We start from the raw sequence: 13,141 nt of genomic DNA, 5'->3' as shown, positions 1-13,141 counted from the left end.
GTCTACCCGGAAACGGCGGAAGGGCGAGAGGGCAATGCAGACCGCGGCGGGTTGTATCACCTTGCGACGACACGACCCCCGGACGGTCACGCCCGGGGGTCGGTGGTCAGGTTCAGCGCGCCTGGGCGACGTCCTCGTCCGTCAGCAGACCGTGGTCGTTGCCCCAGCTGTTGCGGATGTAGGTGCCGATCTCGGCGATTTCTGTGTCGGTCAGTTGCGACCCGAAGGCGGGCATGTAACCGAACCCGTGCACCAGCGTGGAGGCCACGTAGTCGACGGAGCCGAGCTTCTCGTTCTCGGCCAGGACCGCGGCAGAGGCATTCTCGCCGTTGGGGCCATGGCAGGTGGCACAGGTCTGCGCATAGAGCGGTGCACCGCGGGCCGCGACCTCGGTCACGTCGTCACTGGCGGTCACGCCGACATCCGGCTCCGCATCGGCGACCTTGCCGGTGTTCGGATCCTCGAACTCCTGCGGTGTATCGTCCGACACGCCCCCGGCGCGGGCTTCGTCCACGGTCTGCGGTGCGGGCGTCGCGCTCATGTCGGAGCCGCCGCCTTCGCCGTAGGTGAACAGCAGGATCGAGCCCGGGTTGTGCAGGATCGAGGTGTTCAGACCGTCGCCGAATTTCTGCGCGGCCGACCCGAAGGCGTCGGTCGCGATGAAGACGCGGTTGTCGTCGGGCGCGACCAGCACGTCGCGATAGCGGTTCTGGGTCGACAGCCAAGCCACCGGATCACCTTCGGCCTGCAACCCGTCCTCCGACAGCTGCTGGACGTAGAGCGTGCCATGCTTGAGCGTCGGCAGAAGGACGGAGTTGTCCCACTCCGCGATGCCGTTCTCGCCCGCCTGGTAGGGCAGGACCGAGGAAGGCGCGATGGTCGGATCGCAGATGTAGCCGCAGATCTCGCCGATGGGGTAGTCGTCAGCCACGGTGAAATAGGTCGCAAGCGGCGGGATCGTGTCCTGCTCGTAGCTGTCTTCCTCGAATTGCGGGACCGAATCCGGCAGCGGATCGGTGTTCTGGTCGACGTCCTCGGGGGCTTCGCTCCAGTTGATGTAGACGTAGTTCTCGTTGTCCTGACGGCCCGCGATACGCGGCCAGCCGTAGTTGCCGCCGGCCTCGATGACGTTGAGCTCGTCGTCGGTCGCGGGGCCGTGCTCGGATTCGTAGAGCGTGCCGTTTTCGCCGAAGGCAAGGCCTTGCGGGTTGCGGTGACCGTAGCTGTAAATGTGGCTGCGGACACCCTCGATCTCGGGGTTGTCCTCGGGGATCGACCCGTCGAGGTTCAACCGCAGGATCTTGCCCGAGTAGGTGCGCCAGTTCTGCGCCTCGATCTCTTCCGAGGTCGGCAGCACGAGGGCGAGGTTCGGCTTGCGCAGGTTGCGCCCGAAGTTGTGACCCTGCTCGCCGATGGAATAGTAGAGCTTGTCGTCGGGGCCGAAGACCACGCGGCCGGCGTTGTGGTCGTTGCCCGCGGGCATGCCTTCGACGAGGATCGTCTTATCGACCAGCTGCTGCAGATCCGGATCGTAGGTGAAGCGCACGATCTGCGCCGCCGGGTCGGGTTCGTCAGCACTGCCGTTGTTCACGGTGTAGCCGATGTAGACGTAATCGTTGCCGGTGTCCTGCATCAGTTCGGGGTGCAGGGCGAGACCCAGAAGACCTTCGTGCTGCGGGCCGGTGTAGACGTCGTCAAGCGTCAGCAGAACCTGCTGCTCGCCCGAGGTCGGATCGACGCGGGTGACTTCGCCCGCTGTCCGCTCGGTCAGCCAGATCATGTCGTCGGGGCCCCAGCGCATGGCCCAGGGATTATCGAGCCCCACGGCCAGCACGCGGCTGGAGAAGAGGCCGTTGTCGCCGGTTTCGATCTCGACCGGTGTGACCTGGGCGGAGGCCATGCCGGCACCGAGGGCCAAGGCCGCGACGAGTGTGCCGCCAAGGACACCGCCGGTGGCGGCGCGGGGGCGGAGGAAGGAGGGGGAGGTCATCGGAAGTCTCCGTGATGTCGGTATTTGAATGTCGCGGGGGCGGTATGCCACGGGCGTCACCAGAGCAACCGCCACGGTGGAGGGACTGTTCCATAAGTTTACGATCTTTGATCCGACGACAGGTCATGTTCCCGCTTGCCCCCGGTCGTTTGAGGCCGAACGACCTGCCGAGCGCCAAGGCGGGCCAGGCTCAATCGGTTGCCGGGTCCCGGCCGGTCAGCTCGTGGTTTCCCATGATCTCGTGAAGATCGTCGACCTGACGGCTTCCCGGCGTGATCGCGCGATGCAGGTAGTAGGATACCCGCGGCAATGACGGCAGCCCCACCTCCGGCCCCAGGATCTGAACGTCCGCACGGAAGGCGCTCAGCGTGCGTGGCGTGATGCCAAGCCCCGCTTCCACGGCGAAGCGGACACCGGCGGGGCTGTGCGTGGTCAGCCGCTCGTAATGGGGCATCCCCGCGAGGTCGAGCGCGTTCAGCCCGATCCTGCGGAACATGCTGGGCTCGTCGGTCAGGACCAGCGGAAGCGGTTCGTTCCGGGGCAGGACCCAGTCCTTCGCCGCGATCCAGTGCACGCGGAGCAGCTTGAGAAGCGTGCCCTCCCGGCTGCCCATCCGCCAGGTGCTCAGGCTCAGGTCGAGCCCGCCGTCCTCCAGCAGCTCCATCAGCCTGCGACTGCGGTCGATGGTCAGGACGATTCGGCTGGATGGCCAGATCCGGGCGTATTCGCGCATGATTCCGGGCAGGATCGCGTTCGCGATCTCGAGTGGCGCGCCCAGCCGCACGATGCCGGTTCCGTGACTGCGCTCTGCCGCGGCGACCGCGTGGCTGCACATCGCGATGATTTCCTGGGCATGCACAAGCAAGGCGCGACCCGCGTCGGTGAATTGCCGGGTGCGCCCGACGGTCATGAAGATCGGCCGGCCCACCGCTTCTTCGAGCGCCTGCATTTGCTGCGTTATCGCCGATTGCGACCGACCGAGCTTGCTGGCGGCGGCGGTGAAGCTGCCATGCTGGTCGATGGCGATCAGGGTCTTGAGCTGGGAAATCTGCAGGTCGGGGCGCATGAGACTGACAATGGTTCAGCTTACCTTATCAATGCAACAAAATTATTAATTATCGCAATGGCTACAGATTGGGTATCCCGACTTGAAAACGAACCCTTTTCTCAAGAAGGGCGCATGCAACCGACATAGGAGTCACCGATGAAACACCTCCGCTTTACCGCAATCGCAGCGACCATGGTCGCCGCCGCGCCGGTCCTCGCCCAATCCTACCCCGAGGGCGATATCGACCTCGTCGTTCCCTTCGATCCCGGCGGGTCGGTGGACGTCACCTCGCGCATCATCGCCGAAACCGCCAATACCCTCCTCGACGGGGCGACCATCAACGTGGTCAACCGCGCGGGCGGTGGCGGCGTCGTGGGCCAGACGGCCGTGTCGATGGCCCAGCCCGACGGCTACACCGTCCTTGCCATGACCAGCTCGGTCGTGACCAACCCGCAGATGAAGGGCGCCACCTACGCGGTCTCCGACTTCCGTCCGGTCGCGCTTTATAACCTCGATCCCGAGGTGATCGCGGTTCCGGCGAATTCGCCCTACCAGACGGCCGAGGAATTCCTGGCCGCGGCCGAGGAGCAGACGATGAACGTCGTCGTCGCGGGCATCGCGACCTCGCACCACATGTCGGGCCTGGCCATCGAACGTGTCACCGACATCGACTTCAATTACATCCCGACCAAGGGCTTCGGCGGTCAGCTGCAGGCGATCGCGGGCGGCCATGCCGACGCGGCTCTCTGGCCGATGGGCGAAGCTGCGGGCCAGGTTGGCGCCGGCGTGCGCATCCTGGCCGTCGCCTCCGAAGAGCGCGACGAGAATTTCCCGGACGTGCCCACCTTCGAGGAGGCCGGCATCGACATCCCGATCTGGGCCACCTTCCGCGGCTGGGCCGTTCCAGAAGGCACCTCTGACGAGGTCGTGCAGGAACTGTCCGACCTGATGCAGGCCGTCTACGAAACACCCGCCTACATCGAGAAGATGGAAGCCGCGGGTTACGATCCGGTCTTTCGCGACGCGGCCAGCTTCGAGACCGTGGTGAACAGCTACGCCGAGCAGACCTCCGCCATCATCGAGGAAGCGGGCCTCGGCCAGTAACCTTACTCGGGCCCCCTGCTTCCGGCAGGGGGCCCTGCCGCTTTTCGGGACGGTGACATGACACGACCCACGACACCCAAGGGCATCCTTGCCCACAGCGATACATGGATCGGGATCGCACTGGTGATCTTCGCAGGGGCGGCGGCCACGCGCGCCGCCGCGTTCGACCCCATCTCCCGCAGCTACCCGCTGGTGCTCGCGGTCCTGCTGGGCGTCTTCGGCGCCGGACTGATCATCCGGGTCGCGGCCTCCTCCGCCCCCAAGCACGTTCCCTTCGCCTTGCCTGCGAAGGTCGCAGCCCTTGCGACGGTGTGCATCGTGCTGTGGATCTATGCGCTGGCGAGCGGGCTGGGTTTCGTCGTCCCGACGATGCTGCTGCAGCTTGCCTTCCTGACGCTGTGCGGCGTGCGCCCGCTTGCAAGAAGCGCGCTCTACGCCGCGCTGATCACCGCGGGGGGATACCTCGCATTCGTCGAAGGCCTGGGCGTGCGCCTGCCCCAGACGATCGCACCCTGGGTGCTGTAAGGGGGCGATGAAATGGAATTGATCGCACTGGGGTTCCAGACGCTCGCCAATCCGGTGGTCGTGCTGATGTTGCTGATCGGGGTCTTCGCCGGAATGGTGGTCGGCTCGATCCCGGGCATCAACGACAACATCGCCTTCGCCGTCTTCATCCCCTTCTCGTTCTCGATGCCGACCGATCAGGCCCTTGCGCTCATGGTGGGCGTCTACTGCGCCGCGGCGACCGGTGGTGCGATCCCCGCGATCGTCATCAAGGTCCCGGGCACGGCGTCGTCGCTGCTGACGGCCGAGGACGGCAACGCCATGGCACGCAAGGGATTCGCCGGACAGGCGCTGTCCATCGCGATCACCTCCTCCGTCGTGGGCGGGTTGCTCAGTTCCATCGTCCTGCTTCTCTTTGCGCCGTCGCTCGCGATGGTGGCGCTGCGCTTCGGCTACGTCGAGAACTTCGCGCTCGCCGTCCTGGGGATCTCCAGCGTCGTGGGCCTGCTGCGGGGCAACGTGCTCAAGGGATGCATCGCGGCCCTGATCGGCCTGTTGATCGCGACCGTGGGCTTCAGCCCGATGACCGGGGCGCCCCGCTACGTCTTCGGCAACGTGAACCTGATCGAGGGCATCCCCTTCGTGCCGTTGCTCGTCGGCCTCTTCGGCATCGCCGCCATGCTGGATCTGATGGCGGACATCCTGCAATCGCGGTCCGAGGACGAGACCCCCACGGCCCTGCCCGCGATCGGATCGCTGAAGATCTCGGGCCGCATGATGCGCCGGCTCGCCCCGGTCTGGGGGCAAAGCTCTCTAATCGGAAACCTGATCGGCATGCTGCCCGGGGCCGGCATGCTCATGGCGATCTTCTTGGCCTACGACCAGGCCGCCCGCCGCTTCCGCCGCCTGTTCCGCGGGCGTGAGGGCGAATCCGAATGGGGCGAAGGCGCCCCCGAAGGAATCGCAGCCCCCGAGGCCGCCAACAACGCCGTGACCGCCAGTTCCATGGTGCCGCTCCTGTCGCTCGGCATTCCCGGCAACTCGACCTCAGCGCTGTTCATCGGCGCGCTGGCGCTGCACGGCATGGTGCCCGGCCCGCTCTTGTTCACCCAGCACGGCGACATCGCCTGGATGATCATCGTGGCCTTCCTGGTGGCCAACCTCTTCATGTGGCCGGTCGCATGGGTCGTGCTGCGCACCGTTTCGCGCTCGATCTTCGCGATCCGCAAGGAGGCCATGGTCGGCGTCATCGCCCTGCTCTGCCTGCTGGGCGCCTATTCGGACGGCGCCAACATCTTCAACATGTGGGTGGCCCTCGTCGCGGGGGTCGTGGCCTACGTCATGCGACTGGCCAGCATCCCACTCGGCCCCGCGATCCTGGGACTGGTGCTGGGTCCGCAACTCGAGACATCGCTCAACAACTCGCTCGTCATATCGCAGGGCAACTGGCTGGTCTTCGTCGACGTGGTCAACCACCCGATCAGCGCGGGCATGATCGCGGTCTCTGCCCTGCTCTGGGTCGTGCCGGTCCTGATGGGACTGCGCGAACGGGCCCGTACGAACGCAACGGAAGAGACGTGATGAAACGCGAAACGAAACTGGCCCACTACGGGCGGATGGCCATGCCCGGCCCGGCGAACCCGCCGATCGTCCGCGCCTCGACCATCCTGCACGACACCGTGGGCTCCTACCGCGCGACCAAGGCCGCGCGAGAGACCGACGATGCCGTCCTGTCCTACGGGCGGCGCGGCACGACGACGGCCCACCAGCTTGCCGCCGCGGTCTGCGACCTCGAAGGGGGCGACGCCTGTTTCCTGTTCCCCACGGGCGTCGCGGCGGTGGCCGGGGGGCTGACCCCCTACCTCTCGGCGGGGGATCACCTGCTGGTCGTCGACACGATCTTTCCGGCCACCCGCAGCTATTGCGAGACGGTCCTGCGCCGCCAGGGCGTCGAGGTCGACTACTTCCCCTGGGACACGACCGACCTTGCGGGTTGGGCGCGGCCGAACACCCGCATGGTGATGGTCGAAAGCCCCGCGTCGCAGACATTCGAGGTGATGGACCTGCCCGCGCTTTGCCGCGATGCCCACGACCGGGGGCTGATCGTGGCCGCCGATAACACCTACGGGTCGGGCTGGCTCTATCGCCCGCTGGAGCTTGGCTGCGATCTGTCCATCGTGGCGGGCACGAAATACATCGGCGGCCATGCGGACGCCATGATGGGGGCCGTCGTGGCCCGCGGTGCGGTGGTCGACGCCTTGCGCCGGCACACCGCCACGACCGGCCAGACGCTGGGGCCGGACGATGCCTACGCCTGCCTGCGCGGGTTGCGCACCCTGGGCCTGCGGCTGGAGCGCCACGACGCGAACGGCCTGGCCCTCGCGATCTGGTTCAAGGGACGGCCCGAGGTGACGGAGGTGCTGCATCCGGGTCTGCCCGGCCATCCCGGCGCCGAGATCTGGGCCCGCGACGCGACCGGGTGCAACGGGCTCTTCAGCGTGCTGTTCCGCGACGGTTTCGATGCCGAAGGCTTCATCGACCGGCTCGCCCTCTTCTCGGTCGGCAGTTCCTGGGGCGGATTCGAAAGCCTCGCGATGCCGGCCTCCGGCGATGCCGGGCGCCTCTTTCCCGCCGAGGGCAGGGGCGGTCCAATGATCCGCTTTCACGCGGGCCTCGAACACGTGGACGACCTGATCGACGACCTCGACGCGTCCTTCGGGCGGGCCTGACACAACCGACGACCGCGCGCCCCCGCGCGACATGACAAGACCACAGGAGAACGACACCATGGGCACGAGCGTCTTTGACTCGGAACTTTTGAAGAATGCATGGTCCACGCAGGAGATGCGCGACGTCTTCGGCGACCGCGCGCGGATGCAGGCCTGGCTCGACGTGGAGGCCGCCCTGGCGCTCGTGCAGGGCGACCTTGGCATGATCCCAGCCGAGGCCGCCCGGGAAATTGCGGCGAAGTCGCAGTACGACGCGATCGACAAGGATCTCGTGCTGCACCACCTCAAGATCACGAAGCACCCGCTTGTGCCCACGGTGCGTGCGCTGGAACACGCCTGCGAAAACGGTGCGGGCGAATTCGTCCACTTCGGCGTCACCACCCAGGACATCATGGACACCGGACTGATCCTGCAGTTGCGCACCGCGACGCAGATCCTGCGCCGCGACCTCGAGACCATCGCCGGCGACCTGCTGCGCCTGAGCGAGGAGCATCGCAACACGCCGATGATGGGCCGGACGCTGTCGCTTCAGGCGATCCCGATCACCTTCGGCTTCAAGACCGCGATCTGGCTGGCGGAGATCGGCCGCCACCTCGAACGGCTCGACGACATGGAGAAGCGCGTCTTCGTGGGCTCCATCGTCGGCGCGGTCGGCACCAAGGCCTCCTTCGGTCCCAAGGCCGACGAGATGGAGAAGGCCGTCAACGACCGGCTGGGGCTCGGCACGCCGGACATCTCCTGGCAGGCGGCGCGCGACGGTCTGTTCGAGTTCGGCTCTGTCATGGGCGGGATCAACGCCACGCTCAACAAGATCGGCAACCAGCTTCTGTTGCTGGCCCACAACGAGATCGACGAGATCGCCGAGCCCTTCGGCAAGGGTCAGGTCGGCTCTTCCACCATGCCGCACAAGCGCAACCCGGCGGTGACCGAGAACTCCGTCACGGTGAGCAACACGTTGAAGTCCAACATCAACATGCTGTCCGACATCATGCGCCACGAGCACGAACGCGACGGCGCGGTCTGGAAGATGGAATGGAAGATCCTGCCCGAGATCTGCCTGATGCTGTCGGTGGTCACCGACAACCTCAAGTTCGTGCTGGCCGACCTGGAGGTCAAGAAAGGCAGCATGGACCGGAACCTGAACCTGCTGCGCGGCTATGCCCTGGCCGAACGGGTGATGTTCGCGCTGTCCGACAAGATGGGCAAGCAGACCGCCCACGAGGAAGTCTACGACGCCGCCATGCACGGGATCGAGACCGACATCGACTTCCGCGAGGCCTTGCTGGCCAACGACAAGATCCGCGCCGCGGTGGGCGAGACGGAACTCGACGCGCTTCTCGATCCCACGACCTACGTGGGCGACGCGCCGAACCTGGTCGACCGGGCGGTGCATTCGGTCCGTTCGAAAGGGCGCCTGTGACGGCGGCGACGGGGGAACGCACGTGACCTACTCCCGCAAGCTGGCCGACTTCGTCTGCGCCCTGACCTACGACGCGGTGCCCGACGCGACGCGCGCGCGGGCGCGCCAGCTGATGACCGATACGCTGGGAGTGGGGCTTTCGGGCAGCCGGCATCCCAACTTCCGGACCGCTCTGGAAGGGATCGCCGCGATACCCGGAACCACGGGCGATCATCCGGTGATCGGCAGCCGGGTCCGCCTTTCGGCCCCCTACGCCGCGCTGGCGAACGGGGTGGCGTGCCACGTGCTCGACTTCGACGACACGCATACGGCCTCCATCGTTCACGGCAGTGCCATCCTGACCCCGCTGGTGCTGGCCCTGGGCGAAGAGCTGGGCCTGGGCGGGCGCGACGTGTTGACCGCCTTCGTCGCGGGGTGGGAGGTCGCGGCGCGGATCGGCATCGCCTCCGGCAACAGCTTTCACAGCCGGGGCTTCCACTCGACGGCCATCGCCGGTGTCTTTGGCGCGACCGCCGCCGCGGGACGGCTGATGGGACTGACGCCGGAACAGATGACCAACGCATTGGGCCTGTGCGGAAGCCAGGCCGCGGGGATCACCGAATTCCTGACCAACAACTCCTCCTCCAAGGGCTACCACGTCGGTTGGGCCGCCCGGACCGCGGTGGAACTGGCCTATCTCGCCCGGGCGGGGGCGACGGGCCCCGAGACGGTGTTCGAAGGGCGCAACGGGCTGATGAACACCCATGGTCTTGTCGCGGCCCATACGCCCCAGGCGCTCACCGCCGATCTCGGTACCCGCTGGGAGACGGAACGCGTGTCGATCAAACCCTATCCCTGTTGCCACTTCGCGCATGGGGCCATCGACTGCGCCATCGCCCTGCGCGCGGACGGGGTCACGCCCGACCGGATCGAGGGCATCCACGCTATCGTCGACGAGGTCGCAGCCGGTTTCATCTGCAAGCCGATCGACGCGAAATACGTGCCCTCGAACGCCTACGGGGCCAAGTTCAGCCTGCCCTACCTCGTGGCGCTCGGGCTGATCGACGGGACCGTTGATCAAAGCTCGTTCAGCGATAGCGCCATCCGTCGCGATGACCTGCTCGCCCTTGCGCGAAAGCTCACCTACGAGGACGCCGAGAAAGGCACCACCGGCTTTCCGAAGTATTTCCCCGGTCACCTGATCGTGCACCTGACCGACGGGCGCACCGTCGAAAAGCGGGTGCCGATCAACCGCGGCAATCCTGACGCCCCCCTGACGGACGAGGACGTCGCCGAGAAGTTCCGCGTCAACGTCGAAGGCATCGTGCCCGAGGCGCGCGCGAAGGCCATCGTGGACAAGATTGCCTCCCTGGAAAGCCTGGAAGACATCTCGGGCCTGACCCGCGAGCTGGTCGCCTAGCGGCGCGCGAGCCTCACGCGCAGATGCGCGCCCTTACTGACCGCGCACGGGCACGGTGAAGTTTCGTTGCGCGCCCGCCGGCGGCGGCGGGAACGGGGCCGCGCGACGCACGAGGTCCAACGCCGCATCGTCCAGCCGCCGGTCGCCCGACGATTGCGCGAGCCCGAGACCGGCAAGACCGCCGCCGGTGGCGACGGAGAAATTGACGTGCACCGTGCCGCGTGAGGACACACGCGGCATCCGCTGGCGGGCGATCTGCTGGTAGACCTGGCCCGGGTAGTTCGAGGCGGCCGCGTTGCCCGCCGCCTGCGTCTGCGACTGGCCGGACCGCGCGGCGGTTCCCGACGACTGCCCCCCCGCGCTGCCGCGCCGCGCATCGGTGGCGGCATTTCCCTGCGGCTGCGCCGCGGCACGCTGCTGCGCCGCCTGTTCCTCTGCCGCCGCCGCGCGTTGGCGGTCCTGCTCACGCTGCTGCTTAAGTTCACGCGCGCGGTCCCGCTCCGCCTGCTGTCGTGCGGCCAGTTCCGTGGCGCGGGCTTGCAATCCGTTGGGCCGGGCCGGTGGCCTGGCGGTGACGAGGACGCCGTCGTGTTCGACCCGCGCGGTGATGGTCTCGGTCGGCACCCTGGGGCTGGTCGCACGCTCCGGCACGGAGGGCGTGGCCGCGACGGGCGGCACCGTCTCCGCGGGCGGGGTTGGCCGGACGCCCACCACAGGTGCGTTCGCGATGGGCGCCGCAGGCTCGAGAACCGCCTGCGCCGTCGTCACCGGTGTGGCGGCCTCGGCCGCCGGGGTTTCGGGCGTCACGGCAGGTTGGCCTGCCTCCGCCGCCTCGGTGGCCGGGGCTTCCACGGGCCGTGTCGGGGCGGCCGGCGGGACGGACGCCTCCGCCAGCGGTTGCGCGACGGCGCTGTCCGGGGTGGTCTGTGCCACGGGGGCGTCCGGTGTGGGTGGCGCGACGGGGGCCGCGACACCGGCCGCGAGATCCTGCAGGGCCACGCCCTGGGCCGCGATGGCCTGTCCGCCGCCGCCTTCGACCTCGGCGTCGGGAACGGGCGGACGAAAAGCCAGGCCCGCGCCATGCACGGCGAGCGAACCGGCCAGCGCCAGCCCCGCGACCGCCGCAGAGACGGGGATGCGATCAGCGCTCATTCGAGCCCCCGTTCGGCCACCACCATCACGCGGTCCGCCCCGGCGGCGCGCAGCATCAGCGTCACCTCCATCAGGCGGTTCGCCGGCACATCGCGGTCGGGGACGATCCGCACGGTGGCATCGTCGGTGTCCGGGGGCAAAACGGTCGGATCGACCGGCACGCCGCGGAACCGGAGGCTACCGTCGGCGGACAGGACGAGCGCATCGGGCGGCTCGCGCCCTTCGAGGTCGTCCGCGTTCACCAGCGACAGGTCGGGATCCAGCGGGGGTGCGACGGTGCCCGCGACCAGGAAGAAGACCAGCATCAGGAAGACGACGTTGATGAGCGCTATGGTCGGCTCCGGCTTGCGGCGGGGGGCGGCTCGTTTCATCGCAGCACCTGCAGCGTCAGACCCGGCACCCCTCGCAGCGTCCCCAGCACGTCGACCAGCCGTTGCGCGGTGACGTCGGAGGCCAGTGCGACCAGCACGGTTTCCCCTTCGAGCGCCGCGCCCAAGGCGTCGAGGGACACGTCACGCCCCGCAAGCCGCAACGTCTCTGCCGCGACCCTGAGGAACTGCGCGCCCTCGACCCCGGCCGCTTGCGTGCCCGCGGCGGCGGCGGAAATCTCGATCTCGCCGAAGCGCGAGAAGCTCGATGTCAGCATGAAGAACAGCAGCAGAAGAAAGATCACGTCGACGAGCGGCGTGAGTGACAGGGCCCGTCGTTGAAACCCCCGCCTAGACATGGGCGGGGGACTGTCCTGCCACCCCCACGGGATCGGCAGGTTGTGTGCGCGACTTGCGGACCCGCGCGAAGGCCAGGTCCGCGAAATCGCGCTCGCGGGCGGTGCGGCTTTCCAGCCAGGTAAGCGCGAGCGAGGTCGGCATGGCGACGGCCAGCCCCGCCGCCGTGGTCAGAAGCGCGACCCAGATCCCCCCCGCCAGAAGCGACGGATCGACGGAAGATCCGGCCTGCTGCAGGGCCTGAAAGGCGTCGATCATGCCCAGAACCGTGCCGAACAGGCCTAGAAGCGGCGAGATTTGGGCGATGCTGTCGAGAAGGCGGTAGCCCCCTTCGAGCCTGGCGAGGTCCGCCTCGGATTCGGCCATGAGCCGGTCGTGCAGCTCCGCGTCCTGTGGCGCGCGCAGGGCGGCACCGACCAGGGGGGCGAAATGCGAGCGGCTTTCGTCGCTCAGGCGCAGGGCCTCGGCCCGGTGTCCCGCGTCATGCGCATCGAGCGCCGCGCGCAGCCGCCGGTGCCGCCCGACCCGCGCCAATGCGTGCTGCCACAGCTTGTAGAGGACCAAGGCCAGCGACACGATGGAGAGCCCCGCGAGGATCAGCACCACCGGACCGCCCAAATCGAGGATGCCGGCCAGACCGTTCAGGATCCCGGTCATCCCAGAAGCTCCAGGTCGATCCGAGAGGACACCGAGGGCGGCATCTCGCAGGCCTCACCGCCTTCGCAGGTCTGCACGCCGTTCACGAGCAGGCTGGACAGCGCCGCGCAGTCCGTATCCGGCAAATCGAACTGCCTTACGCGCGGCAGCCCCGCGGGCAATGCGCCGAAGTCGAAGAGCGCGATCCGCGAGACACCACCGTCGAGATCGAAGGCGACGGTCTCGATCACCAGCGCCTCCACGCCCGCCTCTGCCTCGTTTCTGGCGACGAAGGTCAGGCGGCAGGCGGTCTCGACCTGGTCTGCCGCATCGAGTGCGACAGACAAGGGAGCCTCAGGCGCGGCCTCCTGCGCCGCGAGGGGAGACCCCGCGATGGCAAGAGCCGCGAAAAGCAGGCGTGAATCGATCATGTG

At 67.8% G+C, this 13,141-nt stretch carries 13 protein-coding genes; 6 read left to right on the top strand and 7 right to left on the bottom strand.

Annotated features, from left to right (window positions below; genetic code table 11):
• Positions 1–112: 112 nt before the first annotated feature.
• Positions 113–1,990 (bottom strand): glucose/sorbosone family PQQ-dependent dehydrogenase, encoded by a 1,878-nt coding sequence (locus tag EU805_RS03725; RefSeq protein WP_129762579.1) that lies wholly within the window; start codon positions 1,988–1,990, stop codon positions 113–115.
• Between the two features lie 190 nt (positions 1,991–2,180).
• Positions 2,181–3,056, bottom strand: a complete 876-nt coding sequence (locus EU805_RS03720; RefSeq protein ID WP_129762578.1) for a LysR family transcriptional regulator — start codon at positions 3,054–3,056, stop codon at positions 2,181–2,183.
• A gap of 138 nt (positions 3,057–3,194) precedes the next feature.
• Between EU805_RS03720 and EU805_RS03715 the strand changes: the two genes are divergently transcribed.
• From EU805_RS03715 to EU805_RS03690, 6 genes are read left to right on the top strand one after another with little or no spacing between them, the layout of a single operon-like run.
• Positions 3,195–4,142, top strand: coding sequence for a tripartite tricarboxylate transporter substrate binding protein (locus EU805_RS03715; protein ID WP_129762577.1), 948 nt, complete (start codon positions 3,195–3,197; stop codon positions 4,140–4,142).
• 57 nt (positions 4,143–4,199) lie between these two features.
• Positions 4,200–4,667 (top strand): tripartite tricarboxylate transporter TctB family protein, encoded by a 468-nt coding sequence (locus EU805_RS03710; protein WP_129762576.1) that lies wholly within the window; start codon positions 4,200–4,202, stop codon positions 4,665–4,667.
• A 12-nt stretch (positions 4,668–4,679) separates the two neighbouring features.
• The gene (locus EU805_RS03705; RefSeq protein WP_129762575.1) at positions 4,680–6,227 is read left to right on the top strand and encodes a tripartite tricarboxylate transporter permease; all 1,548 of its coding nucleotides are present in this window, start codon (positions 4,680–4,682) and stop codon (positions 6,225–6,227) included.
• Positions 6,227–7,375, top strand: coding sequence for a cystathionine beta-lyase (gene metC / locus EU805_RS03700; protein ID WP_129762734.1), 1,149 nt, complete (start codon positions 6,227–6,229; stop codon positions 7,373–7,375). The genes EU805_RS03705 and metC overlap by 1 nt, the downstream gene beginning before the upstream one ends.
• 31 nt (positions 7,376–7,406) lie before the next feature.
• Positions 7,407–8,795, top strand: coding sequence for an adenylosuccinate lyase (gene purB / locus EU805_RS03695; protein ID WP_207208059.1), 1,389 nt, complete (start codon positions 7,407–7,409; stop codon positions 8,793–8,795).
• A 22-nt stretch (positions 8,796–8,817) separates the two neighbouring features.
• On the top strand, positions 8,818–10,194 hold the full coding sequence (locus EU805_RS03690; protein WP_129762574.1) for an MmgE/PrpD family protein: 1,377 nt from the start codon (positions 8,818–8,820) through the stop codon (positions 10,192–10,194).
• A 33-nt stretch (positions 10,195–10,227) separates the two neighbouring features.
• Here the strand turns inward: EU805_RS03690 and EU805_RS03685 are convergent, their stop codons facing one another.
• From EU805_RS03685 to EU805_RS03665, 5 genes are read right to left on the bottom strand one after another with little or no spacing between them, the layout of a single operon-like run.
• Positions 10,228–11,346: a TonB family protein gene (locus EU805_RS03685; RefSeq protein WP_129762573.1), complete on the bottom strand. Its 1,119-nt coding sequence runs from the start codon at positions 11,344–11,346 to the stop codon at positions 10,228–10,230.
• Positions 11,343–11,717 (bottom strand): biopolymer transporter ExbD, encoded by a 375-nt coding sequence (locus EU805_RS03680; RefSeq protein WP_129762572.1) that lies wholly within the window; start codon positions 11,715–11,717, stop codon positions 11,343–11,345. Before EU805_RS03680 ends, EU805_RS03685 begins: the two co-directional genes overlap by 4 nt.
• Positions 11,714–12,073 (bottom strand): biopolymer transporter ExbD, encoded by a 360-nt coding sequence (locus EU805_RS03675; RefSeq protein ID WP_129762571.1) that lies wholly within the window; start codon positions 12,071–12,073, stop codon positions 11,714–11,716. The genes EU805_RS03680 and EU805_RS03675 overlap by 4 nt, the downstream gene beginning before the upstream one ends.
• Positions 12,066–12,728 carry a MotA/TolQ/ExbB proton channel family protein gene (locus EU805_RS03670; protein WP_129762570.1) on the bottom strand — a complete coding sequence of 221 codons (663 nt, stop codon included), beginning with the start codon at positions 12,726–12,728 and terminating at the stop codon, positions 12,066–12,068. The genes EU805_RS03675 and EU805_RS03670 overlap by 8 nt, the downstream gene beginning before the upstream one ends.
• A complete protein-coding gene (locus EU805_RS03665; RefSeq protein ID WP_129762569.1) occupies positions 12,725–13,138 on the bottom strand; it encodes a hypothetical protein in 414 nt (137 codons plus the stop codon). Before EU805_RS03665 ends, EU805_RS03670 begins: the two co-directional genes overlap by 4 nt.
• Positions 13,139–13,141: the final 3 nt, after the last annotated feature.

Origin of the sequence: Salipiger sp. IMCC34102, assembly GCF_004145405.1 — a bacterium.
Lineage (GTDB): Bacteria > Pseudomonadota > Alphaproteobacteria > Rhodobacterales > Rhodobacteraceae > Loktanella.
Note: the sequence above shows the minus strand (reverse complement) of the source record. Positions and strands in the feature narration are given on the sequence as shown.

Excerpts from the sequence above, each read along its gene's own strand:
- EU805_RS03725 (WP_129762579.1), bottom strand. The coding sequence starts at position 1,990 with ATGACCTCCCCCTCCTTCCTCCGCCCCCGCGCCGCCACCGGCGGTGTC.
- EU805_RS03720 (WP_129762578.1), bottom strand. The coding sequence starts at position 3,056 with ATGCGCCCCGACCTGCAGATTTCCCAGCTCAAGACCCTGATCGCCATC.
- EU805_RS03715 (WP_129762577.1), top strand. The coding sequence starts at position 3,195 with ATGAAACACCTCCGCTTTACCGCAATCGCAGCGACCATGGTCGCCGCC.
- EU805_RS03710 (WP_129762576.1), top strand. The coding sequence starts at position 4,200 with ATGACACGACCCACGACACCCAAGGGCATCCTTGCCCACAGCGATACA.
- EU805_RS03705 (WP_129762575.1), top strand. The coding sequence starts at position 4,680 with ATGGAATTGATCGCACTGGGGTTCCAGACGCTCGCCAATCCGGTGGTC.
- metC (WP_129762734.1), top strand. The coding sequence starts at position 6,227 with ATGAAACGCGAAACGAAACTGGCCCACTACGGGCGGATGGCCATGCCC.
- purB (WP_207208059.1), top strand. The coding sequence starts at position 7,407 with ATGACAAGACCACAGGAGAACGACACCATGGGCACGAGCGTCTTTGAC.
- EU805_RS03685 (WP_129762573.1), bottom strand. The coding sequence starts at position 11,346 with ATGAGCGCTGATCGCATCCCCGTCTCTGCGGCGGTCGCGGGGCTGGCG.
- EU805_RS03680 (WP_129762572.1), bottom strand. The coding sequence starts at position 11,717 with ATGAAACGAGCCGCCCCCCGCCGCAAGCCGGAGCCGACCATAGCGCTC.
- EU805_RS03675 (WP_129762571.1), bottom strand. The coding sequence starts at position 12,073 with ATGTCTAGGCGGGGGTTTCAACGACGGGCCCTGTCACTCACGCCGCTC.
- EU805_RS03670 (WP_129762570.1), bottom strand. The coding sequence starts at position 12,728 with ATGACCGGGATCCTGAACGGTCTGGCCGGCATCCTCGATTTGGGCGGT.
- EU805_RS03665 (WP_129762569.1), bottom strand. The coding sequence starts at position 13,138 with ATGATCGATTCACGCCTGCTTTTCGCGGCTCTTGCCATCGCGGGGTCT.